This window comes from Flavobacterium sp. SLB02 (assembly GCF_009664855.1).
Taxonomy (GTDB): Bacteria; Bacteroidota; Bacteroidia; order Flavobacteriales; family Flavobacteriaceae; genus Flavobacterium.
The window spans coordinates 3,758,115-3,783,425 of the sequence record NZ_CP045928.1 but is presented as its reverse complement, the minus strand read 5'-3'; the positions used below and the strand labels follow the sequence as shown (position 1 = coordinate 3,783,425).

16 protein-coding genes are annotated in these 25,311 nt (G+C 34.6%); 11 read left to right on the top strand and 5 right to left on the bottom strand.

From position 1 onward, the window contains the following. Positions 1–134 precede the first annotated feature (134 nt). From asnB to GIY83_RS13690, 6 genes are all read left to right on the top strand, one after another. The gene (gene asnB / locus GIY83_RS13715) at positions 135–1,751 is read left to right on the top strand and encodes an asparagine synthase B (RefSeq protein ID WP_194616479.1); all 1,617 of its coding nucleotides are present in this window, start codon (positions 135–137) and stop codon (positions 1,749–1,751) included. 223 nt (positions 1,752–1,974) lie between these two features. Further along, positions 1,975–4,710, top strand: coding sequence for a pitrilysin family protein (locus GIY83_RS13710; protein ID WP_208681866.1), 2,736 nt, complete (start codon positions 1,975–1,977; stop codon positions 4,708–4,710). 324 nt (positions 4,711–5,034) lie between these two features. After that, a complete protein-coding gene (gene gyrB, locus GIY83_RS13705; protein ID WP_194616481.1) occupies positions 5,035–6,975 on the top strand; it encodes a DNA topoisomerase (ATP-hydrolyzing) subunit B in 1,941 nt (646 codons plus the stop codon). 109 nt (positions 6,976–7,084) lie between these two features. Further along, positions 7,085–8,020 (top strand): malate dehydrogenase, encoded by a 936-nt coding sequence (gene mdh, locus GIY83_RS13700; protein WP_208681864.1) that lies wholly within the window; start codon positions 7,085–7,087, stop codon positions 8,018–8,020. 228 nt (positions 8,021–8,248) lie between these two features. Continuing rightward, positions 8,249–11,239: a protein translocase subunit SecDF gene (gene secDF, locus GIY83_RS13695; protein ID WP_208681862.1), complete on the top strand. Its 2,991-nt coding sequence runs from the start codon at positions 8,249–8,251 to the stop codon at positions 11,237–11,239. Between the two features lie 82 nt (positions 11,240–11,321). Continuing rightward, positions 11,322–11,936: an acyloxyacyl hydrolase gene (locus tag GIY83_RS13690; RefSeq protein WP_208681860.1), complete on the top strand. Its 615-nt coding sequence runs from the start codon at positions 11,322–11,324 to the stop codon at positions 11,934–11,936. 54 nt (positions 11,937–11,990) lie between these two features. Here the strand turns inward: GIY83_RS13690 and lgt are convergent, their stop codons facing one another. From lgt to GIY83_RS13665, 5 genes are all read right to left on the bottom strand, one after another. Continuing rightward, positions 11,991–12,923 carry a prolipoprotein diacylglyceryl transferase gene (gene lgt / locus GIY83_RS13685; protein ID WP_208681858.1) on the bottom strand — a complete coding sequence of 311 codons (933 nt, stop codon included), beginning with the start codon at positions 12,921–12,923 and terminating at the stop codon, positions 11,991–11,993. 63 nt (positions 12,924–12,986) lie between these two features. Further along, positions 12,987–13,226 (bottom strand): membrane protein insertion efficiency factor YidD, encoded by a 240-nt coding sequence (gene yidD, locus GIY83_RS13680; protein WP_194616486.1) that lies wholly within the window; start codon positions 13,224–13,226, stop codon positions 12,987–12,989. A 22-nt stretch (positions 13,227–13,248) separates the two neighbouring features. After that, a complete protein-coding gene (cysS, locus tag GIY83_RS13675; protein ID WP_208681856.1) occupies positions 13,249–14,727 on the bottom strand; it encodes a cysteine--tRNA ligase in 1,479 nt (492 codons plus the stop codon). 132 nt (positions 14,728–14,859) lie between these two features. Beyond that, positions 14,860–15,531 (bottom strand): GTP cyclohydrolase I FolE, encoded by a 672-nt coding sequence (gene folE / locus GIY83_RS13670; RefSeq protein WP_055098419.1) that lies wholly within the window; start codon positions 15,529–15,531, stop codon positions 14,860–14,862. Between the two features lie 202 nt (positions 15,532–15,733). Next, the gene (locus tag GIY83_RS13665) at positions 15,734–16,930 is read right to left on the bottom strand and encodes a pyridoxal phosphate-dependent aminotransferase (RefSeq protein WP_208681854.1); all 1,197 of its coding nucleotides are present in this window, start codon (positions 16,928–16,930) and stop codon (positions 15,734–15,736) included. Between the two features lie 122 nt (positions 16,931–17,052). Between GIY83_RS13665 and GIY83_RS13660 the strand changes: the two genes are divergently transcribed. The 5 genes from GIY83_RS13660 (at position 17,053) to GIY83_RS13640 (ending at position 24,951) form a co-directional block, all read left to right on the top strand. Continuing rightward, a complete protein-coding gene (locus tag GIY83_RS13660; protein WP_208681852.1) occupies positions 17,053–18,378 on the top strand; it encodes a PDZ domain-containing protein in 1,326 nt (441 codons plus the stop codon). A 231-nt stretch (positions 18,379–18,609) separates the two neighbouring features. Further along, positions 18,610–21,186 (top strand): gliding motility-associated C-terminal domain-containing protein, encoded by a 2,577-nt coding sequence (locus GIY83_RS13655; RefSeq protein WP_229029102.1) that lies wholly within the window; start codon positions 18,610–18,612, stop codon positions 21,184–21,186. Positions 21,187–21,218: 32 nt separating this feature from the next. Continuing rightward, positions 21,219–22,148, top strand: coding sequence for a type IX secretion system membrane protein PorP/SprF (locus GIY83_RS13650; RefSeq protein ID WP_194616492.1), 930 nt, complete (start codon positions 21,219–21,221; stop codon positions 22,146–22,148). 10 nt (positions 22,149–22,158) lie between these two features. Further along, positions 22,159–24,330, top strand: coding sequence for an OmpA family protein (locus GIY83_RS13645; RefSeq protein WP_208681847.1), 2,172 nt, complete (start codon positions 22,159–22,161; stop codon positions 24,328–24,330). A 138-nt stretch (positions 24,331–24,468) separates the two neighbouring features. After that, entirely contained in the window at positions 24,469–24,951 is a 483-nt protein-coding gene (locus GIY83_RS13640) for a hypothetical protein (RefSeq protein ID WP_194616494.1), read from the top strand. The last annotated feature ends 360 nt before the right edge of the window (positions 24,952–25,311 follow it).

Here is a 25,311-nt window from a genome sequence, read left to right as displayed (position 1 = left end):
TAGCGATATGAGTATATAAAAGCGGAATTTAATATTTGGTTTAGCTGAAAATTAGAGGACTATAAAAGGTTTTGTATTAGGCTTGCCTCTTTTAGTTGTGAGTAAAATTAAAAGAAATAAAAAAATAGAATAGTATGTCTGGATTATTGGCTGTTATTGGTAAAGGAAAAGACCCGCAACTCGTAAAAGAGCTTTCTTCAAGAATGTCGCATCGTGGTCCTGATGAAAGTGATTTGCATATTATGGAAAATGGCAGTATTATTTGTCATGAAAGTCTATCAATTATCGATCTTAAATCAGGTAAGCAGCCTATTCAGGGAACAAATAAAGCCTGGATGGTGCATGACGGAGAAATTTATAACTACCAGGAATTAAAAGATACAGTTTTAAAAGAGCATACTTTTAGAACAAAATCAGATTCTGAAGTAATTGTGCATTTGTACGAAGAATTTGGATACAAATTTTGTAATATGCTTGATGGCGATTTTGCTTTTGTGATTATCGATGGTGATAATTACATTGCGGCAAGAGATGCTGTAGGTGTTAAACCTTTGTATTATGGACTGGACGAAAGAGGAAGAATTTATTTCTCTTCAGAAATGAAATCAATTGCAGATCAGTGTAAGTCATTTTCGACTTTTCCTCCCGGACATTATTATACCGGTAAAACAGGTTTTGTAAAATATTATAATCCGGACTATGAGGATCATTCGAATGCGAATAAATCTTTAGATCTGGATTTGGTTCGCCAATCATTAATCGAGGCTACGCGTAAACGTTTAATGAGCGAAGTTCCGGTTGGCGTATTGCTTTCCGGAGGTTTGGATTCTTCATTGACATCAGCAATTGCATCGCGAATATTAAAAGATAGCGGGCAAAAGCTACATTCGTTTTCTATTGGTCTTGATGCAGATTCGCCTGATAATGCTGTGGCAAGAAAAGCTGCTGAATTTTTAGGGACCGAACATCACGAAATACATTTTACGGTAGAAGAAGGTGTTGCTATTTTAGAAAAAGTAATTTATCATATCGAGACTTACGATATCATTTCAGTACGATCCGGGGTTCCAATGTATTTATTGTCGAAAGCCATAGCCGATCAGGGAATTAAAGTAATTCTTTCGGGTGAAGGTGCCGATGAGGTTTTTGGAGGTCATTTGTATTTTAGAAATGCTCCATCTGCAGAAGAATTTCAGGATGAAACGATCGAAAGAGTCCAGAAGTTATTTACTGCCGATTTATTACGTGCCGATAAAACAACTATGGCGCACGGATTAGAAGCCAGAATTCCGTTTTTAGACAAAGATTTTTTAGATGTTGCTATTCGAATTAAAACCGAAGAAAAACAGCCCAAAACATACGATGGTGTCGAAAAATACATTTTAAGAAAAGCATTCGATACAGCTGAAAATCCTTATTTGCCAGCTGAAGTTTTATGGAGACAAAAAGAGCAATTTTCTGATGGAGTAGGATACAATTGGATCGATGAATTGATCGAGTATTGCGCAACACAGATTTCAGACGAGCAATTGGCAGGAGCAAGTGCAGAATTTCCGTATAATTCGCCAACGACCAAAGAAGCGTATCTTTACAGGTCTATTTTCCATAAATTTTATCCACAGGTTAGCGCGGCGCAAACCGTTCGAAAATGGATTCCCAAATGGCAGGAAAACCAGGATCCAAGTGGAAGGGCTAATGCAGCTCACTTAAAAGGAAATTTCGAAAGCGTAAAATCCGGAGTAGAAGTTTAATGTTTTAAATTCCAGTAAAAATAAATTCCAAATTCTAATTTGGATTAAAATAATATAAAATCCGAAAGAGCATTTAAAGTGTTTATTTCGGATTTTTTTGTGCGTAAATTTTATCATTACGGGTTACCGTAAATTACTAAAAGTAAGTTAATATTGATGTATGGTATTTAGGAAAAAAACTATATTTGGTTACCATAAATAACTAATCCTTTAACCATAATCTATGAGAAACTTATTGCTAAGCAGTGTTTTATGCTGTTCTCTTGTTTCATTGTCTTGTGTTTATGCACAGAAAAAGACAGAAGCTCCAAAATACATTAAAAATGTCGAAGGTGTAAAAGAATATTCGCTGAATAACGGATTGAAAGTTCTTTTGATTCCGGATGCTTCCCAAAGCAATATGGTTGTAAATATTGTTTATAACGTAGGTTCCAGAAACGAAGGTTATGGCGAAAAAGGTATGGCCCACTTGCTGGAACATATGCTTTTTAAAAGTACTAAAAATTTAGGAGATATTAAAAAAATGCTTTCTGATAAAGGAGGAAATGCTAACGGTACAACCTGGCTAGACAGAACGAATTATTATGAAGTTTTTCCATCAAGTGACGAGAATCTAAAATGGAGTATTGAAATGGAAGCGGATCGAATGATCAACGCGACTATTTTGCAGACTGATCTTGATAAGGAATTTTCTGTAGTAAGAAATGAATTCGAAATAGGTGAAAATAATCCGGATGGTGTTTTGCAGGAAAGGATTCTTTCTGCTGCTTATGTATGGCATAATTACGGAAGAAGTACCATTGGAAGTAAAGAAGATATCGAACGCGTGAAAGCAAATACGCTTAGGGTTTTTTATGAGAAATATTATCAACCCGATAATTCAACTTTAATAATTGCCGGAAAATTTGATGAACAAAAAGCATTGCAATATGTGGGACAGTATTTTGGAGCAATTCCAAAACCGAAAAGAAAACTGGATAAAACCTACACGATCGAACCGGCTCAGGATGGAGAAAAATATGTGGAGCTAAACAGGGCCGGTGATAGTAAAAATATTGGCGCTATCTATCATACTGCTGCTTATGTAGACAAGGATTATGCAGCGCTTGATGCCTTAGGAGAGATTTTAACCGCTGATCCATCAGGTTATTTGTATAAAACGCTGGTAGAAACGCAAAAAGTATCCAGTATTTATTTTTGGCAGCCAACAACCCGAGATGCGAGTTTTATGTATTTTGGCGTTGCAGTTCCTAATGATAAAGACGTAAAAGCGACTAAAGACATTGTAAGATCTGAACTGGATAAAATAGGATCGACCAAATACACAGATGAAGATGTAAGCAGGGCTAAGGCAAAAATTATCAAACAAATTGAAGGTATAAAAAACAATACCATTTCGTTTGCCATAAATCTTACTGAGATTATTGGAGCGGGAGATTACAGATTGGGATTTTTGTATAGAGATGCTGTGGAAAACCTGACAAAAGAAGATATACAAAGAGTGGCCGAAAAGTATTTTAGAAGCAATAATAGAACCGTAGGGGTTTTTATTCCCTCTAAAGATGAGCAAAGAGTAAAACCCGCAGAATATACAGATGAGCAATTACTGGCTTTAACCAAAGATTACAAAGGAAAAGCTTTAGAGAAAGAAGCGGCTGCTTTTGAAGCTTCTATCAAAAACTTAAAACAAAATTTTGTAGAAGGTAAACTGAGCAATGGTGCAAAATATGGCTTGATCAAAAAAGAAATAAAAGGCGGGAAGGTTCAGGCTAGTTTTCAGTTTCCTGTAAGTAACGAAAAGGATTTAACTGGAAAATCAGATACTGGAGGAATTTTGGCTCAGTTGTTAAAAACAGGAACGAAAACAAGAACTAAAGAACAAATCAGCGATCGCTTAGATCAATTAAAATCAAGTATTTATTTTAATTTTACAAGACAAACTTTATCAGTAAATATTAGTACTTACAAAGAGAATTTTAAAGAAGTAATGGAAATTTTAAACGATTTACTGACAAATTCAACTTTTCCGGAAAATGAGTTGACAAAGACAATCAGTGAATACAACACTTATTTAGAGGCAAATCTTAATGATCCCCAATCAGTTGCTTTTACGGAACTTTCAAGACAAACGACAAATTACCCTAAAGGAAGTATTTTTTATACACCAACGCTTCAGGAACAAATAGATGCATTTAAAAAAATCAAGCAAACTGAAATTGTAGATTTTTATAAAAACATTCTGGGAGGAAATAATGGAGTTGGAAGTGTGGTAGGAGATTTAGAAGGAAAATCTACAGTTGAGATTTTAGAAAATACTTTTGGAGAATGGAATTCAAAATCAAAATATGAATTAGCTAAACCTACTTATTTTGAAACAAAAGTATCAGATAAGGATTTTATAACTCCAGATAAAGAAAATGCGGTAGCGCTTGGTAGAATTGGTTTTAAAATGACAAGAAGCAGTACAGATTACCCTGCATTTGTAATGGCTAATGAAATATTAGGAAGCGGAGGATTTTTAAGTGCAAGAATTCCGATGAGATTAAGAGAAAAAGAAGGGATAAGTTACGGAGCAGGTTCATTTATTGATGTGCCTGTTGCAAGTGATGTTGCTTCATGGTCGTATTATGCTTTTTTAAATCCGACTAAAAAGAATGCTGTTCAAACCGCTACAAAAGAGGAAATTGCAAAAGCATTGAAAGATGGTTTTACAGCTGATGAGCTAAAAGCAAACCTGGTTAGTTGGCAGAATGAAAGAAAAACAAGATTGGGTAGTGATGATACTTTAATGAATCTTGTAAACACTTATTTGCAATACGGAATTCCGTTAGAAGATTATGATACATTAGAAACTAAAATAAAAGCGTTAAAAGTCGAAGAGGTAAATACAGCCTTAAGAAAGTATTTAAGTCTGGATAAAATGACTTCAGTTTACGCAGGAGATTTTAATAAGAAATAATAAAAAAAAGGAAAATTTCAATGTTGAAATTTCCAAATTCCAAAATCCGAAATGACATTAAATTGTCGTTTCGGATTTTGTTTTTAAAGTGTTTTAAGTATTGAAATTCAGAATTCATCCCGGTGCTTCGGGGTTGAAATTTTCTATTACTATTGAGAATTTTAAAAAAATCCATTTTAAAATTGATTGTGGTTGTTTTATTAGACTTTTTTTGATAATATGTTAATAACTTAAGTGCTTTAAATGGTATTTTAACGGATATATAATTTGCGTTTTTATATATTTGCGTGTTAGACAATAATTACATTTTTTAGAATAAATTATATGAGCGAAGAAATCAAGAAGAACAATTATTCAGCAGATAGTATTCAGGCATTAGAAGGAATGGAGCACGTAAGAATGCGTCCATCGATGTATATTGGAGATGTGGGAGTTCGAGGGCTACATCATTTGGTTTATGAGGTTGTTGATAACTCTATTGATGAGGCGATGGGAGGACATTGTGATACCATTGGTGTTGCAATCAACGAAGACGGTTCAGTGACAGTTGAAGATAACGGTCGTGGTATTCCAGTTGATTTACATAAAAAAGAAGGTGTTTCGGCACTTGAAGTAGTAATGACCAAGATTGGAGCCGGAGGTAAATTCGATAAGGATTCTTATAAAGTTTCCGGAGGTTTACACGGTGTTGGGGTTTCAGTTGTAAATGCACTTTCGGTTCATATGAAATCCACTGTTTTTAGAGAAGGTAAAATCTACGAGCAGGAATACGAAAGAGGTAAAGCAATATACCCTGTTAAACAAATTGGAGAAACAGATAAAAGAGGTACACGTCAGACTTTTTACCCCGATGATACCATTTTTACCCAAACTATAGAATTCTCTTATGATACTCTGTCAGCTCGTATGCGTGAGCTTTCTTTTCTTAACAAAGGAATTACAATCACCTTTACAGACAAAAGAGAAGTAGATGAAAAAGGCGAATTTAAAGTTGAAGTTTTTCATTCAGATGAAGGTCTTAAAGAATACATCCGTTATTTAGATGGTAACCGTGAACCAATTATTTCTCACGTTATCAGCATGGATCACGAAAAAGGTGAAATTCCAGTTGAGGTTGCCTTGATTTACAACACAAGTTATACAGAGAATATTTTCTCATACGTAAATAATATCAATACGCACGAAGGAGGAACGCATTTACAAGGTTTTAGAAGTGGTTTAACAAGAACCCTTAAAAAATACGCAGATGCATCGGGAATGCTCGATAAACTGAAATTCGAAATTGCAGGAGATGACTTCCGTGAAGGATTAACAGCTATTATTTCGGTAAAAGTTGCTGAACCACAATTCGAAGGACAAACCAAAACAAAACTAGGCAACAGAGAAGTGGTTTCTCCGGTTTCTCAGGCAGTTGGAGAAATGTTAGAGAATTATCTGGAAGAAAATCCAAATGATGCCCGAATCATTATCCAAAAAGTAATTTTGGCTGCACAAGCCCGTCACGCTGCTAAAAAAGCACGTGAAATGGTACAGCGTAAAACCGTTATGGGTGGCGGTGGATTACCGGGAAAACTTTCAGATTGTTCTGAGCAGGATCCTGCAAGATGTGAGGTTTACCTTGTCGAGGGAGACTCGGCGGGTGGAACGGCCAAACAAGGTCGTGACCGTAACTTTCAGGCGATTTTGCCATTACGTGGTAAGATTTTGAATGTTGAGAAAGCGATGCATCATAAAGTATTCGAAAACGAAGAGATTCGTAACATCTTTACCGCTTTGGGAGTTACCGTTGGTACTGCAGAAGATAGTAAAGCCTTAAATCTTGAAAAACTAAGATATCATAAAGTAATCATCATGTGTGATGCCGATGTCGATGGTAGTCACATTTCTACCTTAATATTAACGTTCTTCTTCCGTTTCATGAAAGAACTGATCGAAGAAGGTCACGTTTATATCGCAGCACCACCTTTATACTTAGTTAAAAAAGGAAACAAAAAAGAATATGCATGGAACGACGTTCAGCGCGATCAGGCAAACGAAAGAATGGGGGGTAGTGCTGCTATTCAACGTTATAAAGGTCTTGGGGAGATGAACGCGGAGCAATTATGGGAAACTACAATGGATCCGAGTTTTAGAACTTTACGTCAGGTAACTATTGATAGCTTGGCTGAAGCCGATAGAGTTTTCTCAATGTTAATGGGAGATGAAGTTCCGCCACGTAGAGAATTTATCGAGAAAAATGCCGTTTACGCTAATATCGATGCATAATAAATTTTAATCATCAATTCGTTTAATTGTTTAAATTTACTTAGACCATTAAACGAATTGTCGATTTATTAAATACACAAATTAATTAATAACCGATAAAGTATAAAATATGAAAGTTACCATTGTAGGAGCAGGAAATGTTGGAGCTACATGTGCAGATGTTATTTCTTATAGAGGAATTGCAAGCGAAGTAGTGTTGTTGGATATTAAAGAAGGTTTTGCCGAAGGGAAAGCGTTGGATATTATGCAATGTGCAACAAATACAGGTTTTAATACCAAAGTATCTGGAGTAACCAATGATTATTCTAAAACTGCCGCAAGTGATGTAGTAGTGATTACATCAGGAATTCCAAGAAAACCAGGAATGACTCGTGAAGAATTGATTGGTATAAACGCAGGAATTGTAAAAACAGTTGCTGAAAATGTATTGAAATTTTCTCCAAATACTATAATTGTTGTAGTTTCTAATCCAATGGATACTATGACTTATTTAGCTTTAAAAGCGACAGGATTACCAAAAAACAGAATTATTGGTATGGGTGGAGCGTTAGATAGCTCTCGTTTCAGAACATATCTTTCTTTGGCTCTTGATAAACCTGCAAATGATATCTCGGCAATGGTTATTGGAGGTCATGGTGATACTACGATGATTCCTTTAACGCGTTTGGCTTCTTATAACGGAATTCCGGTAACAGAATTTCTTTCAGAAGAAGTATTACAAAAAGTAGCTGCTGATACAATGGTAGGAGGAGCTACACTTACAGGTCTTTTAGGGACATCAGCCTGGTATGCGCCGGGAGCTTCTGTTGCTTTTCTTGTAGATAGTATTTTAAACGATCAGAAAAAAATGATTGCATGTTCTGTTTTTGTTGAAGGCGAATATGGTCAAAATGATATATGTATAGGAGTGCCTTGTATAATAGGTAAAAACGGAGTAGAAGAAATTTTAGACATCAAATTAAACGAGCAGGAGAAAGCTTTATTTGCTAAAAGCGCAGATGCAGTTCGTGGAATGAATGACGCTTTAAAATCGATTTTAGTATAACTATTTTCGAAAAAAAAGGAGAAGACTGCACTTTTGCAGTCTTTTTTTTAAGATTAATTAATAAATAAATTGGTTAATCATTTCGAGAATTATATATTTGCTCGGTTTAAAAAAAATGTTGTAATTCGTGATCTCGATTTTTTAGTTTTAAGAACTCATGTCAGGGCTTATTTTTAGGGAATTTAAAACCAAAAACAAACAATAAAACATAATTAATTTTTAGTAATAATGCAGAATAAAGGACTTATTAAATTTTTCGCAATTCTATTTGCATTGGTAAGTATTTACCAACTTTCTTTCACTTTTGTGGCAAATAATGTCAAAAGTGAAGCTAAAGCCTTTGCAGGGGATAATCCTGACAAAGAATTAAAATATTTAGATTCTATTGGTAAAGAAAAAGTGTTGAACCTTGGTTTTTCGGATTTTACTTATAATGAAGTAAAAAACAAACAACTTAATAAAGGTCTTGACTTAGAAGGAGGAATCAACGTGATTCTTCAAATTTCTATTAAAGATGTTTTGAAAGGTTTAGCTAACAATTCTAAAAATCCGGTATTTAATAAATCATTAGCTGATGCATCTGCAAATTTAGAAGGAAACAAAACCTATTTAAATAAGTTTTTTGAAGCTTTTGAAGCCAATTCAAACGGAACAGTGAGATTAGCTTCACCTGATATTTTTGCAAACAGAAGTTTACAAGGAGAAGGTGGAATCGATTTTCAAATGTCTGATTCGCAAGTTCAAAAAGTAATTAAAAGAAAAGTTGATGAGTCTGTTGAGAGTGCTTACAAAGTATTAAGAGAGCGTATCGACAAATTTGGTGTTACACAACCAAACATCCAAAAATTAGGAGAAACAGGAAGAATCTTAGTGGAGCTTCCAGGTGCTAAGGATGTTGATAGAATTAAAAAATTATTAGGTGGAAAAGCTCAGTTAGAGTTTTGGGAAACTTATAAAATTGAAGAAATCGGAAACTTCTTGGTTTCTGCAAATGAGGCTTTAAAAAAGACTGAAATCAAAAAAACAGAAACTAAGACTGTTGCTAAAGATTCATTAAATGCTTTATTGACTGATACTAAAGATTCAGTTGCTGCTAAAAAAGGAAACAACCCATTATTTGACAAAATTATAGGTCAGGGTGGTGGACCAGTTTTAGGTTACTTCGCACCAAAAGATACTGCTGTTGTAAACAGCTATTTTAAAAGAGCAGATATCAGAGTTTTATTAGGAGCTGACCAACACAATGCAAAATTTGTATGGAGTAAACCAACTACTATAAAAGATCCACAAGCAAAAGATGTAAAAACGGCTAAAGATATTGAAGTAGTTGAATTATATGCTTTAAAAGGAAACAGAGATAACGTTCCTGCGATGAGCGGTGGAGTTGTTACTGATGCAAAAGATACTTTTGACCAATTAGGAAAACCAGCTGTTTCTATGCAAATGAACAGTCAGGGTGCTAAAGTTTGGGAAGAATTAACAGGTAGAGCTTTCTCTCAAAAAGGGTATATCGCTATTGTTTTAGATAACATCGTATATTCTGCTCCTGGTGTTACCAGCGGATCAATTGCCGGAGGTAGATCTGAAATTACAGGATCTTTTGATGTTGCTGAAACTAAAGATTTAGCTAACGTATTAAATGCAGGTAAATTACCGGCTTCTGCTGATATTGTTCAGTCAACTGTTGTAGGGCCATCTTTAGGTCAGGCTGCAATTGATGCAGGTACAATTTCATCTGTATTAGGATTCTTATTGGTTTGTTTATGGATGGTATTCTATTATGGTAAAGCAGGTTGGTATGCTAACCTTGCCTTATTATTAAACTTACTTTTCTTATTCGGAATTATGGCAAGTTTTGGTTTTGTACTTACATTGCCAGGTATTGCGGGTATCGTACTTACATTAGGTACAGCGGTAGATGCGAATATTATTATATACGAAAGAGCAAAAGAAGAATTGCGTGAAGGTAAATCATTGTCTGAGGCAGTTGCTGCTTCTTACGGATGGCATGGAGCAATGCGTTCTATTATTGATGCGAACGTAACACACGTTTTAACTGGAGCTATCTTGTTTATTTTTGGAACAGGACCAATTAAAGGTTTTGCTTTGACTTTACTTATTGGTATTGTAACTTCAATGTTTACATCAATTTTTATCGCTAGAATTTTCATCGACAGAAATATTGCTGGAAAAGGTGATTTAACTTTCTCTACAAACATTACTAAAAACTGGTTTACTAATTTCCACTTTGACTTTATTAAAATCAAAAAATTCACTTATATCTTCTCTTCTATTGTAGTTGTAGTAAGTTTAGTTTCTATCTTCTTTGTTAATGGATTAGATGAGGGTGTTGATTTTGTTGGAGGTAGAACATTCCAGGTGAAATTTGAAAAACCTATTGATGCTACAACAGTGTCAGATGAGTTATCTGCAGCTTTTGGAACTCCTGTTGAGGCTAAAATTTTAGGTGATGATGATCAGTTAAAAATCACTACAAAATATAAGATTAAAGAAGATGGTGTTGCTATCGACGAAGAAGTGAATCAAAAGTTATACAATGCATTGCAAAAGTATTACCCAAAGACTTCTTACGATAAATTCATCAACTCATTTGATGGTAAAAGAATCGGTGTATTACAAGCTTCTAAAGTTGGAGCTTCTATCTCTGAGGATATCAAAACTAACTCATACTGGGCAGTTCTTGGTGCAATGGCAGCAATCTTTTTATACTTAATGGTTTCTTTCCGTAAATGGCAATATTCATTAGGAGCGATCGCAGCTGTAGCGCATGACGTTATCTTTGTATTAGGTATCTACTCTTTATGTTATAAATTCATGCCTTTCCACATGGAAATGGATCAGCACTTTATCGCTGCAATTCTTACCGTTATTGGTTATTCTATGAATGATACTGTAATTGTATTTGACAGGGTGAGAGAGTTTATCATCGGAAACCGTAAAGGTAGTTTCGAAGATATCGTAAACGCTTCTATTAATACTACATTATCAAGAACGTTGAATACTTCATTGATGATGATCATTGTATTATTAACGATGTTTATCTTTGGTGGAGAATCTATCAGAGGATTTATCTTCGCGATGTTAGTAGGTATTGTTGTGGGAACTTACTCTTCATTATTTATTGCAACACCGGTATTGGTTGATACAATTTCAAGTGATGAGAAACACACAATTGAAGAAAAACACAAACAAGCATAATTTCAAGTTGATATAAAAAAAAAGATCCAACGAAAGTTGGATCTTTTTTTTGTGCTATATTTAAACTTATAAAGAGTTGTCTATGGGTAAAAAATTACTGTTGGTTGTATTGTTTTTGTGTGTTGCGTTTGTTGTTTCCGGACAAGATAAAAAGGATAAAATTGCGATAGGTTTTAATTACGGTTTTGGGAGTGAGTTCAATAATAGAAATTACACCTTTACCAATCACTTTTATAAAGCTCAATTGTATTATCGAATTAAAGAAACGAAACACTTTCAGTATGAAATTCTGGCGCAGCCCGAAATTAATTTTGCCACACATCAATTGCTTAATTTTTATTTTGTAAAGCCTCAAACGCCTGATTATATCCAAAAAAGAGAAGAATATACCAAGTTGAAGAATGTTCATGAATATGTTTTAAATCTCGGATTTTTAATAAGAAAGCCAATAGGTAAAATATTCTCAATTTATGCTTTAGCAAGTATAGGGCCTATGATTACAGATACTCAAACCGAAAGAATGTCTGAAGGGTTTGCTTTTGCAGATGTTTTGGCTTTTGGAGTTTTAGCTAACGTAAATAAGTTTAGGTTTGATATGCGACCGAGTATCCGGCATGTGTCAAATGCAGGGTTAAATGGTGAAAATGCGGGCTATAATACAAGGAATGTTGAAATAGGTATTTCCTATGGTTTGTAAAATAAAAAAGCCCAAAATCTAAGATTTTAGGCTTTTTTATTTTGAATGAAATTTTTAAGATGCTGCTAAAGGATTTCTTTGCGCTCTAATGATAAAGAATAGGCCGATTATAATAAAAGGAATACTTAACCATTGTCCTGTAGAGAAAATTCCTAATTCTTCTTCGATTCCTCCCTGGCTTTCTTTTACAAATTCTACGATAAAACGAACTACAAATAAAAGAACCAAAAACAATCCGAATAATAATCCTGATTTAAGTCTTGCGTTTGTTTTCCAGTACAAGAAATATAAAGTAGCAAAAACAAATATATAGGCGATACCTTCGTAAAGTTGTGTTGGATGTTTTGCAGGAACCTGAGCTAATAATTCAGCAAATTTAGGATCTGTTGCAATTGCCGTGTAAGCTGCTTTTGGATCTGCAATTTGTGTTGCGTTTACAGCTTCAGATTTGCTAAATTGATCATGTAAAAAACGAATTCCGAATGCAGAATCAGTTTCTTTTCCGATAATTTCAGAATTGAAAAAATTACCAAGACGAACAAAAATAGCACCACTGGCTACAGGAATTACTACACGGTCTAAAATCCATAATAAAGAACGTTTTAAGATTTTTTTACTGTAATAGTACATCGCGATTATAATAGCGATTGCTGCACCATGGCTTGCTAAGCCTTGAAAACCGGTAAATTCAAACTTTGGTTCAAATCTAAATGGTAAGAAGATTTCAAGTAAATGATTTCTGAAATATTCCCAGTCATAAAACAAAACATGTCCCAGACGTGCGCCTATCAAAGTGGCTAAAACAGTCCAGACAAATAAAGAGTCTAATTTATCTAGTGATTCATTTTCGCGTTCGAAAATCTTTTTCATTATGAACCAGCCTAATCCAAAAGCGATTACGAACATTAAACTGTAGTAACGAATAATAAAAAATCCTAAGTCGATTCCTTCTGAAGGATTCCAAATGATATTTGAAGAAAGTGTCATATGTTAAATTGTTTTTGTGTTGTAAAAATAAATATTTAAAGTAAAGTTGGTCTTTATAAAAAGTTAATCTTTATGTGAGCATTTCTTTTCGGGAACAGGATCATAGCCGGTTCTTCCCCAGGGATTACAACTCAAAATTCGTTTTATTCCCAGATATCCGCCATAAAATAATCCATGAGTTTGCAGTGCCTGAATCATATAACTCGAGCAAGTAGGTTCGAACCTGCAGCTTGCCGGTGTAAAAGGCGAGATTGCAGTTTGATAAAAGCGAACTAATAAAACAAATGGAGTTGTTACTTTCATGATTTATTAGAAAATGAATGGATTATATTGAAAAGCTTGTGCCTTCTTTTCCGTCTTTCAATTGGATGCCTAAAGCAATCAACTGATCACGAATCTGGTCAGAAAGTGCAAAGTTTTTATCGGCTCTGGCCTGATTTCTCATCCCGATAAGCATGTTTACAACACCTTCTAACTTGTCATTATTAGTATCAGCACCTTTGTCATCGCTTAAACCTAAAACATCAAAAACAAAAGCATTAACAGCAGTTGTAAATGAAGTTAGATCTTGGGCAGAAATCGTTTCTTTTCCTTCTTTCAGTAAATTGATATAACGAACGGCCTCAAACAATTGCGCGATTAAAATTGGAGTATTAAAATCATCGTTCATGGCATCGTAAGACAATTGCTTCCATGAAGCAATATCTATAGAACTCGTTGCACTTGCCGAAATACCCGGCAAGGCATCCACAGCTTCCATTAATCTTTTATATCCCTTTTCAGCTGCAACAATGGCATCGTCAGAAAAATCCAAAATACTTCTGTAATGTGCCTGTAACATAAAAAAACGAGTTACAGATGCAGAGAAAGCTTTACTTAAAATAGTATTATCACCGCTTAAAATTTCGCCTGGTAAAATATTATTTCCAGTCGATTTGGCCATTTTTTTACCGTTCAGGGTCAGCATATTGGCGTGCATCCAGTAATTTACCGGAGACTGGCCTGTACAAGCTTGGTTTTGAGCAATTTCGCATTCATGGTGTGGAAATTTCAAATCCATTCCGCCACCGTGAATATCAAAATGATTACCAAGATATTTGGTACTCATGGCAGTACATTCAAGATGCCACCCCGGGAAACCATCACTCCATGGCGAAGGCCATCTCATGATATGTTCGGGTTCTGCTTTTTTCCAAAGAGCAAAATCCTGAGGGTTTCTTTTATCAGACTGACCATCAAGATCACGGGTATTGGCTAGCATATCTTCGATATTTCGCCCGCTTAAAACACCATAATTATGATTTTGGTTATATTTTACAACATCAAAATAAACAGACCCGTTGGCTTCATAGCCAATTCCGGTATCGATGATTTTTTTGATAATTTCGATTTGTTCAATAATATGTCCTGTTGCTGTAGGCTCGATACTTGGCGGTAAAAAGTTGAAAGATTTCAAAATATCATGAAAATCTACCGTATAGCGCTGTACAACCTCCATAGGTTCGAGTTGCTCTAAGCGTGCTTTTTTGGCAATTTTATCTTCACCTTCATCAACATCATCAACAATATGCCCCACATCGGTAATATTACGTACATAACGCACCTTATAATCCAGGTGTAAAAAATATCGGAATATAACATCAAAAGACATAAATGTTCTCACATTTCCTAAGTGTACATTGCTATAAACCGTAGGTCCGCAAACATACATTCCAACATTTCCTTCATGGATTGGTTTGAAATTTTCTTTTTCACCAGAAAGTGAATTGTATATTTTTAGAGGTTGTGATGTGTATAATGGCATTGTTTAAATGTTTGTTGATGTTTTAGGAGCTAATCCTGCTATCGGCTATATCTTTTATGGTGAACCCCACCATAAAAGGATGCCGCTGCTATTAGGAGTAGACCATAAATATAATAGAAATATCGTATAAAACTAGAATTGAGTGTCTAATTTAATATAATCTAAAAACTCTCTCTTAGTTTGAGGATCTTTGAATTTTCCACCAAATTCAGACGTTACAGTGCTGCTTTCGATATCTTTAATTCCTCTTGAGTTTACACAAAGGTGTTTGGCATCGATAACACACGCAACATCTTCAGTGCCTAAAGCTTTTTGTAATTCCTGAACAATTTGCATCGTTAAACGCTCCTGAACCTGAGGTCTTTTGGCATAATATTCTACAATTCGGTTCATTTTTGATAAACCAATCACTCTTCCGCTTGAAATATAAGCAACATGCGCGCGTCCGATAATTGGCAGTAAATGGTGTTCGCAGGTAGAATAAACGGTAATGTTTTTCTCAACTAACATTTCACCGTATTTGTAATTATTATCAAAAGTTGAAGCTTTTGGTTGTTTTGAAGGATTAAGACCACCAAAAATCTCCTTTACAAACATTTTTGCTACTCGGTTTGGAGTACCTTTTATGCTGTCATCGGTTAAATCCATTCCTAAAGTCTGTAGGATGTTTTCAACATCTTTTTTTATTCTTTCTATTTTTTCATCATCACTTAGATCAAAAGCATCCTGTCTTACAGGGTTTTGCGCGTTGCTGCTAAAATGATTGTCTCCTGTTTCGTCTAAAAAATCTTCGTTATTTATCATTAAAAACTACTATTATGATGGGTATATCTTTTTAAGGCGGTAAAGATAATTAATAAAAAGGAAACCTTTTCTATCGTTTTTACTATTTAATCGTTCCTTTTTGGATATAATTTAAATTAAAACTAAAATGGTATTTTTTTTTAAACACAAAAGACAATAACATAAGGTGTTATTGTCTTTTGAAGGTTTTTGTTATTTGTTATTATTTTTTGTTGTAAACCAAAAGTGCTTCTTTTAAAATCTTTACAGCAGTCACTAAATCTTTTTTGTTTAATACATAAGCAATTCGTACCTGATTGAGTCCCATTCCAGGAGTCGAATAAAATCCTGCAGCAGGAGCCACCATGACAGTTTCTCCGTTAAGATCATATGTTTCAAGAAGCCATTGTGCAAAATCTTCAGAGTTTTCTATTGGCAATTGTGCAATGCAGTAAAAAGCACCTTTAGGTTTGGTAACAATTACACCTTCAATTTTATTTAATTCGGTAATTAGAGTATCACGTCGGCTTTTATATTCTGAAATTACATCATCAAAATAACTTTGTGGCGTATCTATTGCAGCTTCGCAGGCAATTTGCTCAATTGTTGGCGGACTTAAACGTGCCTGGGCAAACTTCATTACGGTTGCCAAAACCTCTTTGTTTTTAGTAACCAGACAACCAATTCTTGCCCCGCACATACTATAGCGTTTTGAAACAGAGTCGACCATGATTACGTTTTGCTGAACATCATCAAGATTCATTACAGAATAATGAACATCATCGCCATCATACAAAAACTCACGATAAACCTCATCAGCAATTAAGTACAAATCATGTTTTTTGATTAAGCCGGCTAGTTGTTTTATTTCGGCTTCTGAATATAAATAACCTGTTGGATTACCAGGATTACAAATTAATATCGCTTTGGTTTTTGGTGTAATCAATTTTTCAACATCTTCAATACTTGGCAATGCAAATCCAGTTTCGATTGTTGAAATTACAGGAATTACAGCTGCACTTGTAGAGGATGCAAAGGCATGATAATTGGCATAAAAAGGTTCCGGAATAATGATTTCATCTCCGGGATCTGTAATTGTGGCCAATGCAAACAATAAGGCTTCAGAGCCACCAGTAGTAATAATGATGTCTTCTGGGTTAACATTTACGTTTTGACGTTGGTAAAATTGAGCTAATTTTTTTCTATAACTTTCATATCCGGCAGACGGACTGTATTCTATAAGAGTTAAATCAATGTTTTTTACCGCCTCGATGGCCACTTCGGGTGTCTTGATATCCGGTTGACCAATGTTTAAGTGATACACTTTTTTCCCTTTTTGTTTTGCAAGATCTGCAAAAGGAGCAAGTTTACGTATCGGTGATTCGGGCATGTTTCTGCCTTTGTGTGAAATTGTTGGCATGAGTTTTATTATTGAAGTGCAAATTTGCATTTTTTTTTCCAATTTAACGTAAACATTACAGGTACTTATTAAAATGTAACAATTATCAATATTTTTAGTAATTTTATCATAAAATATTATCAATGAAAAAATATTTCATGTTGTTTTTTGGGCTTTTGACATCTTTGTCACTTATGGCACAAGGTGATTTTTTGATCGATAAGCATAGTGGCAAGGTTACTATTCCCTTCAAACTCATTAATAACCTTATTTTTATTCCTATAAAAGTAAACGGTATCGAATTAAATTTCCTGCTTGATTCCGGTGTCGAAGAAACGATCTTGTTTAGTATGGAAGAAAGACAGGAAGTGAGTTTTCATAATATCCAGAAAATAAAATTACGCGGTTTAGGAAGTGAAGAAGAAATTGAAGGTTTAAAATCAACAAATAATGTTTTAGAATCACACGGTTTAAAATCGAGCAATCATCTGTTATATATAATTTTAGATCAGAGTTTTAATTTGTCATCGCACATAGGGATTCCGGTAAACGGAATTATTGGATATAAATTTTTTAAAAATAATATCGTAGAGATCAATTATCAAAAAAAGAGAGTAGTTATACATGCAAACGATGAGCAAACCAAACAAAAACTAGATAAAAGATTCAAGAGAGTTCCTATAACTATCGAAAGGTCTAAACCTTATATTTATGCCACAGCGATTGTTGATCAAAATACAGTGCCTGCAAAATTACTGATCGATATAGGCAATAGTGATGCTTTCTGGATTTTTGAGAACAAAAAAATAAAATTGCCTAAAAAGAATTTTCCTGACTTTTTAGGAAAAGGTTTTAGTGGTGATATTGAAGGACATCGGGCTAAAATTGATAATTTTTTAATTGATGATTTTAATTTTAAAAAGCCAATAGTTTCATTTCCGGATTCCACTTCTATTCGAAATGTAAAAATGGTACCTGATCGAATAGGATCTGTAGGTGGCGAAGTTTTAAAAAGGTTTACCGTAGTTTTAGATTATGCAGATAAGAAAATGTACCTTAAAAAAAACAGTAAATTTTCTGAACCCTTTACTTATAATAAAAGTGGAATCACCGTTCAGCACAACGGTCTTCAGTGGGTTCAGGAAACGGTTCATTTAGAGATGGTAAAAGTAGCTTCAACATTAGATGAAGTTGCAAATAATGAAAAAAAAGACGGAAATTTCAGATACAAATTTTCATTAAAACCAGTTTATGAAATTGTCAATATTCGTAAAAATTCAGCTGCCGAGAAATGCGGATTACAAAAAGGAGACATCATTGTAAGTATCAACAAAAATGCACCATATAAATATACACTTCAGCAAATAAATACCCTTTTAAAATCAGAAGAAGATATTTGGATAAACCTTGAAGTAGAAAGAAACAGCCTGATTTTAAAGTTTAGATTTAAGCTTGAAGATGAATTATAAAAATCTCAAAAACAATCAATTAAAAATCTAAACAGAATTTAATTTTATTGGCGTTTATTTTATGATTTATTTGAATTTTGTGAAAATTTAACTATTAAATCACTTTTTTTGTTCAAGGAACGTTATTATTTTATTATGTTTATAAAAAAATAACGGTTTATGGTTAAAAACTACTCTAATTTCTTACAATTTATATTGTTTTTTATTTTCTTATCGGTTTTACCCTCAAAAATGTACGCACAATGTGCTGGTGATGATGCGCAAAAAATAATTTGTGATATTCAGAATTCAGCTCATCAAAACCTTTCTTTATTTTCATTATTAGGAGGCTCACCAACTCCGGGCGGAAAATGGACAGACGATAATAATTTTAGAGGTCTGGATTCCATTACCGGAAATTTAAATGCTCAACTTATTAAAGAAGGTGGGGTTTATCATTATACCTATACCGCTCCTGATGTGGCCGGATGTACAGACAATACAGCCACAATCACACTTACTATTGGTGCCTACGTAGGAGTTGGTTCTAAATCTACTGCTTGTAGCAGAGAGGGATTTTTTAATCTTTTTACAGCATTTGATAGTACCGTTATGGGACCGCATGAAAACGGAATATGGAGAGATAGTTCAGGAAAAATTTTAGATTCACCTGTAATTGGGATTAGATATATAACAACCCAAACAGAAACGCGTCAATTTACCTACGAAGTGCCGCTTATACCGGAATGCCCATCTACGCCATTAATTACCACTGTATATGTCACTATTGTAAGAACACCCGAAGAAGGAACGCCACAAGAATTAACATTATGCGGAACTACAGATTTAGCCGGTTATACCAACTATGATATGTTTGAATCACTTCTTGGTGAAGATAAAGATGGTGTTTGGAAAGGACCAGATATCACATCACGATCAGATCACAATGTTAACCTTCAGGATTTGTTTAACAAATACGGAGCGGTAGAATTGAAATATACTTATACCGTTTTTGCGGTTCCTAACCAGAATGTTTGTAAAGACAGAACTGCAGATGTAGTCATTACACTCGAGAAACGAATTGACTTTACAGGTGCAGAAATTGTTGTACTTAATGATATTTGCGAAAGTGAAATGGCTACTGCGACCTACTCAGCAAGAGTTACGGCAGGTCCTCAGGGTATTCCTGACGGTGCATATAGGATTACTTATAATGTTAGTGGTCCAATAGCAGGATCAGAAACTGTTGCAGTAAATTTTAGAGGCGGCGTTGTGGTTTTTCCCGTTAGATCGGCTTATTTTCAAAGTGTTGGTAAATTTACTATTACCGTTACAAGCATTGTTCCAACTCCTGGTCCAAAAAAATGTATTAGTTTATTTAGTCCTTTTTCTTATGATTTAAATGTATTTCCATTGCCGCGTTTAGATAATGCTGTAATAACTACCAGTCCAATTTGTCAGAACGATATTGCAACTATTCAAATTTCGAATGCCACTCTATTGGCCGATGGTAAGTATCGTATCGTTTATAATATTAATGGTGATAATTCAGCTACAGCCCAAACGGCCACTATAACAGCTGTTGGAGGAAAAGCCAGTTTTGACATTCCCGGAAACTTAAACGCAAAAAGCGGATTATCTGTAATTACAATTACCAATATCACCAATATTACAAATCCAACTCCGCAATGTACTAATACAGCAAATGTTGTAGGAAACCTGACAATTAATTCTTTGCCTGTTGTTAGCAATGTAAAAGTAGTGGTCAATGATGATTGTGTAAACGGAGTTTTTACCGCTAGTGTTTCAGGATTGGGAACTTTAACAAAAGCGAAACTTTCTTATGTACTTTTAGATAGTAATACTTCGACAGAACAAACTGTCGATTTAACGGTTTCAAGCGGAAATGCCAGTTTTGTAATTCCGGCAAGTTTACTTGTAAATACAGGTTCTACCGTAATCTCGGCTACTTATCTAACGAATGATATTACGGGTTGTGGCAATCTTTTGGTAAATGTATTAGATAGTTTTTTAGTCAATCCAATTCCGCTGGCACCCGTTGCAGTGAATCCGCCTGATTTTTGCAAAGTAGACAGAGCGACAATTGCTAATTTAACACCGCATGGCCCGCAATATAAATGGTATAATTCTGCTGCGTTAACCACACCGCTTGCAGATACTTATCTTTTAAAATCTGAAGACCTCTATGTTACCGAAACTTCTGCTGCAAATTGTACATCGCCAGCCAGTATGATTTCGGTTGTAGTAAAAGATACACCCGCACCAACTTTAAATCCTGACGGACAAAATTTTTGCGGTTTAAAAAATCCAGCGATTTCAGATCTTTCAAAAGCGACAAATGTACCTTCGACAGTTTCGTGGTATGATGCTCAAAATAACGGTAATTTATTAGCTTCGAATACTTTGCTTATCGATAAAGCCACTTATTACGGGTATGATCTTTCGAGTGTGACCGACTGTATTTCGGATAGTGTCTTAGAGGTTACAGTTTCCTTAACGGACTGCGATCCTGCACAATATGCCTTTTTTATTCCTGACGGATTTTCGCCCAATGGAGATAATGTAAATGATACGTTCAGAATTCCTGATATTGAATATTTATACCCGGATTATACGCTTGAAATTTTCAATAGATACGGAAATGTAATGTTTAAAGGAAATGCAAATACACCCAATTGGGACGGAAGAAATTCTCAAGCTGCAGGTTTTGGAGACGCAATAGCGCCAAACGGAGTCTATTTTTATATTGTCAATTTTAATAAAGACAATAGAAAAGCGCAGCAAGGTCGACTTTACCTCAATCGATAATTCCTTTTTATATTATTTAATATAATTTTCAAATGAAAAAAATACCACTTTTTATACTTTTTCTCTTTTACATAACATCAGCCTCAGCCCAGCAAGATCCGGAATATACCCACTATATGTACAATATGAGTGTAGTAAATCCCGCGTATGCTACAGGAGTTCCTGCCATGTTAAATCTTGGAGGATTATACAGAACGCAATGGGTTGGAGCCGTAGGAGCGCCAAAAACTTTTACCTTTTTTGGTCATACTGCTCTGACAGATAAAGTCGAAGTGGGGATTTCTTTAGTTTCTGATGATATTGGTGATGGCGCTAAAAAGGAAAATAATTTCTATGCTGATTTTGCCTATGTCCTGAATCTTGGAGGAAAAAACAAACTTTCGTTAGGATTAAAAGCAGGTTTTACTTCACTGCAAACCAATTTTAACGGATTCAAATTTAGTGATACACAAACAGATTTGGCTTTCGCTGATAATATAAACGTCACCAGACCCAACATTGGAGTAGGAGCGTATTATTTTAGAGATAATTTCTATGTGGGTTTATCGGCGCCAAATTTACTGAGTTCTAAACACATCGAAGAAAAGTCCGGAATCAACGCCTACGGATCAGAAGCCATTCATACGTTTTTAACCGCCGGATATGTTTTCCAGATCAATGATATGGTCAAACTTAAACCCGCATTTATGTCCAAGTTTGTGCCCGGAGTGCCAATTTCTGTAGACCTTACGGCAAATGTCTTGTACAACAACAAATTTGAGTTGGGTGCGGCTTACAGAGTAAATGATGCGGTGAGTGCTTTAATGAACATCAATGTTACGCCGTCGCTTCGAGTAGGTTATGCTTATGATCATACACTTTCGAATATGGGGCAGTTTAATTCCGGTACACACGAAATTATGTTGCTGTTTAATTTAGATTTATTAGGAAAAGGATATGATAAATCACCAAGATTCTTCTAAGATGAAAAATATGAAAAAACTACTCGTTATTATATTCGTATTTTCAATACAGTTTATAAATGCTCAGGATCTTGAATTGGCAAGAGCCAAACGATTTTTTGAGAAAACTTATTACAGCGAAGCAATTGTCCTTTATCAAAAGTTAGCTGATGAAAAACCGTCGCAGCAAATCATTAAAAATCTGGCGGACTCTTATTTTTATACCAATGATTTAATAAAAGCGCAACGCTATTACAGGCTTTTAGTTCAAAATTACAGTAATAATTTAGATCGAAATTATTATTTCAGATACGCTCAAACCTTAAAGGCGAGCAATAGTCATGATGATGCCAATGCAGCCCTGAAAGAATATTATGCAAAATCTGCTAATACAGATGATATGGTCAATTTTGAAAAAGAGATTAAAACCTTAGAAAATGTTACGGCAATCGGGAAAAGATTCGATATAAAAAACCTAGCCATAAATACACCAAATTCTGAATTTGGAGCGGTAAAATACAATGATAATTTGGTTTTTGCAGCAGTAAAGCTAAAGCCGGGATTGTTTGATAAAAAGTTCAAATGGGATAATGAAACCTATTTGAATTTGGTCGAAATTCCACTAAAAAACATTAATTCGGCCGATTCTACCACGCATTATTTTGCTAAAGAATTAAAAACTGGAATGCATGAATCGAATGCTGTTTTTACAAAAGATGGCAAGACAATTTACTTTACAAGAAATAATTCTAAAAAAGGAAGCAAGAAAACAGACGATAAAAAAATCTCCAACCTTCAAATTTTTAAAGCCGAACTAATCGAGGGAAAATGGAAGAATATCACCTCGCTTCCGTTTAATAGTCCAAATTATTCGGTAGAGCATCCTGCGTTGAGTGCCGATGAAAAAGTATTGTATTTTGCCTCTGATATGCCGGGAACATTGGGTTCTTTTGATATTTATTCGGTAAACATTAATAAAGGAGCATTTGATACGCCTAAAAATTTAGGTACAATTATTAATACCGATAAACGGGAGCAATTTCCTTTTGTTTCATCAGATAATAAACTTTATTTCTCATCAGACGGACATTTAGGCTACGGGTCTCTGGATGTATTTGTTTCAGAAATTAACCGAAACGAATATTCAAAACCCATAAATGTTGGTTTGCCATTAAATTCAAATTTAGATGATTTCTCCTTTTATATAGATTCAAATACCAAGGAAGGTTTTTTTGCCTCGAATAGAGAAGGCGGGAAGGGAAGTGATGATATTTATTGGTTTAGAGAAACCAAGGAATTAATTGTAGAAGACTGCAAGCAGTTTATTGCAGGAACCATTACAGATATTGATACCAAACTGGCTTTAGAAAATGCAATTGTAATTTTGCAGGATTCAGATAAAAAGATTTTAAATACGATTATTACAAGTGCCGATGGGAAGTTCAGTTTTACGGTTCCTTGCGAAAGTGCGTTTACCGTTTTAGCTTCAAAAGAAAAATATACCAGCGACTCAAGATCGTTAACTTCAGGAAAAACAAGAGAGGCAAGTAATGACGCTTCGATGGCATTAAAATCTCTTGAAGCCATAAAACTCGAAGAACAAAAAATTGCTGAAACGAAAAAGAAAGAAGAAGAAATTCAAACCACCCGTAAAAAAGAAAGAGAAGCTTTGGCAGTTATTGCCTTAAAAGAAGCACAGAAAAAAGCAAAAGCTGATCAAATTGTAGCGGCAGAAATTAAGAAGAAAGAAAAAGCAGAAGAAATTGCAGCAACAGAAATCAAGAAAAAAGAAAAAATAAAGCAGATTTTAATTGATGAGAAAGATGTTGTAAAGGATAAAGACAGACTGATCATAAAAACAGATCCAATTTATTTTGATTACAATTTGTGGTACATTCGTAAAGAATCTAAAGTTATTTTAGGTCGTGTTGTAGCGCTAATGAAGAAATACCCGGACATGGTGATCGAAATAGGATCTCATACCGATTCAAGAGGAAATGAAAAGTTTAATGAAAATTTATCTCAAAAACGAGCCAATTCGACAAGGGATTTTATAATAGAATCAGGAATTAATGCCAAAAGAGTTCAGGCAAAAGGTTACGGAGAATCTGTACCAATAATCAAATGCAAAACAGATGATGCGTGTTCTGAAGAAGAACACGAACTCAACAGAAGATCTGAATTTGTGATTAAGAATTTATAGATTTTCTTTACATACAGTAAGTTAACCTAACAGGTATTAAAAACCTGTTAGGTTTTTTTAATTTTAATTCAGAAGCCTTTTTTTTGGCTTCTTTTTTATTTAACTTTATAAAATAACAATAACCTAAAGATTTGATTTATGAAAAAACTAGCGATATCTTGTTTGCTTTTGTCTTGCATTGGATTTCAAAGCTGTAAAAATGATGAAAAACAAAAAGAAGCTGAAGCTGCTCAGGCCCAAGCCGAAAAAACGGTAAGTACAGAATGCTATAAAGCAGTATATGAAAAAGATACTATTGATCTAAAATTGAATACGCTAAAAAACGGAAAAATTGGCGGGGATATGGTGATGAAAGTGGCAAATGCACCAGAAAAAAACGGAGAAATCAAAGGAGAATTTCGTGGTGATACTTTATTTGTAGATTATACTTTTAAAGAAGTGACAAATAAAGATAAAACATTCAAAAACCCGATGGCGTTTTTAAAGAAAGACAAACAACTTATTTTAGGTAACGGAACCATGCAAACAACGATGGGCGTTACTTATTTAGTAAAAGATAAACCAATTGATTTTGATCGCGTAAAATATAAATTTGACAGTGTTCAATGCGTTGAGAAATAAAAACAGACGTAAGAATCTTTGTCAAAGTTTTAAACTTTGACAAAGATTCTTCATTATACCATAAACCCGATAGTTTTTTAAAACCTGTCGGGTTTTGTCATGTTACAAGATCGTTGCTACTTTGTATTTGTCTGCAAATCTCACCTGAGCGGAGTGGAAGGGTGCCACAATCTTGTCATCCTGACCGGGGAAGGATCACACTAGAAACTCCAGAATCAAATAATCTTTGCCGAATCCCGCGTGTGATCCTTCCCTGGTCAGGATGACAAACTTTACGCTGAAAACTGCAACTGAAAACCGAAAACTGCGACTAAATTACTACTTCTCTTCGCTCGCGAGAGGATAGCAGGACATTACCTT

Coding starts and splice junctions, on each gene's coding strand:
- GIY83_RS13650 (WP_194616492.1), top strand. CDS start 21,219: ATGAAAAAAATACCACTTTTTATACTTTTTCTCTTTTACATAACATCA.
- GIY83_RS13690 (WP_208681860.1), top strand. CDS start 11,322: ATGGGTAAAAAATTACTGTTGGTTGTATTGTTTTTGTGTGTTGCGTTT.
- GIY83_RS13660 (WP_208681852.1), top strand. CDS start 17,053: ATGAAAAAATATTTCATGTTGTTTTTTGGGCTTTTGACATCTTTGTCA.
- cysS (WP_208681856.1), bottom strand. CDS start 14,727: ATGCCATTATACACATCACAACCTCTAAAAATATACAATTCACTTTCT.
- GIY83_RS13710 (WP_208681866.1), top strand. CDS start 1,975: ATGAGAAACTTATTGCTAAGCAGTGTTTTATGCTGTTCTCTTGTTTCA.
- GIY83_RS13640 (WP_194616494.1), top strand. CDS start 24,469: ATGAAAAAACTAGCGATATCTTGTTTGCTTTTGTCTTGCATTGGATTT.
- lgt (WP_208681858.1), bottom strand. CDS start 12,923: ATGACACTTTCTTCAAATATCATTTGGAATCCTTCAGAAGGAATCGAC.
- gyrB (WP_194616481.1), top strand. CDS start 5,035: ATGAGCGAAGAAATCAAGAAGAACAATTATTCAGCAGATAGTATTCAG.
- GIY83_RS13655 (WP_229029102.1), top strand. CDS start 18,610: ATGTACGCACAATGTGCTGGTGATGATGCGCAAAAAATAATTTGTGAT.
- folE (WP_055098419.1), bottom strand. CDS start 15,531: ATGATAAATAACGAAGATTTTTTAGACGAAACAGGAGACAATCATTTT.
- asnB (WP_194616479.1), top strand. CDS start 135: ATGTCTGGATTATTGGCTGTTATTGGTAAAGGAAAAGACCCGCAACTC.
- GIY83_RS13645 (WP_208681847.1), top strand. CDS start 22,159: ATGAAAAAACTACTCGTTATTATATTCGTATTTTCAATACAGTTTATA.
- GIY83_RS13665 (WP_208681854.1), bottom strand. CDS start 16,930: ATGCCAACAATTTCACACAAAGGCAGAAACATGCCCGAATCACCGATA.
- mdh (WP_208681864.1), top strand. CDS start 7,085: ATGAAAGTTACCATTGTAGGAGCAGGAAATGTTGGAGCTACATGTGCA.
- secDF (WP_208681862.1), top strand. CDS start 8,249: ATGCAGAATAAAGGACTTATTAAATTTTTCGCAATTCTATTTGCATTG.
- yidD (WP_194616486.1), bottom strand. CDS start 13,226: ATGAAAGTAACAACTCCATTTGTTTTATTAGTTCGCTTTTATCAAACT.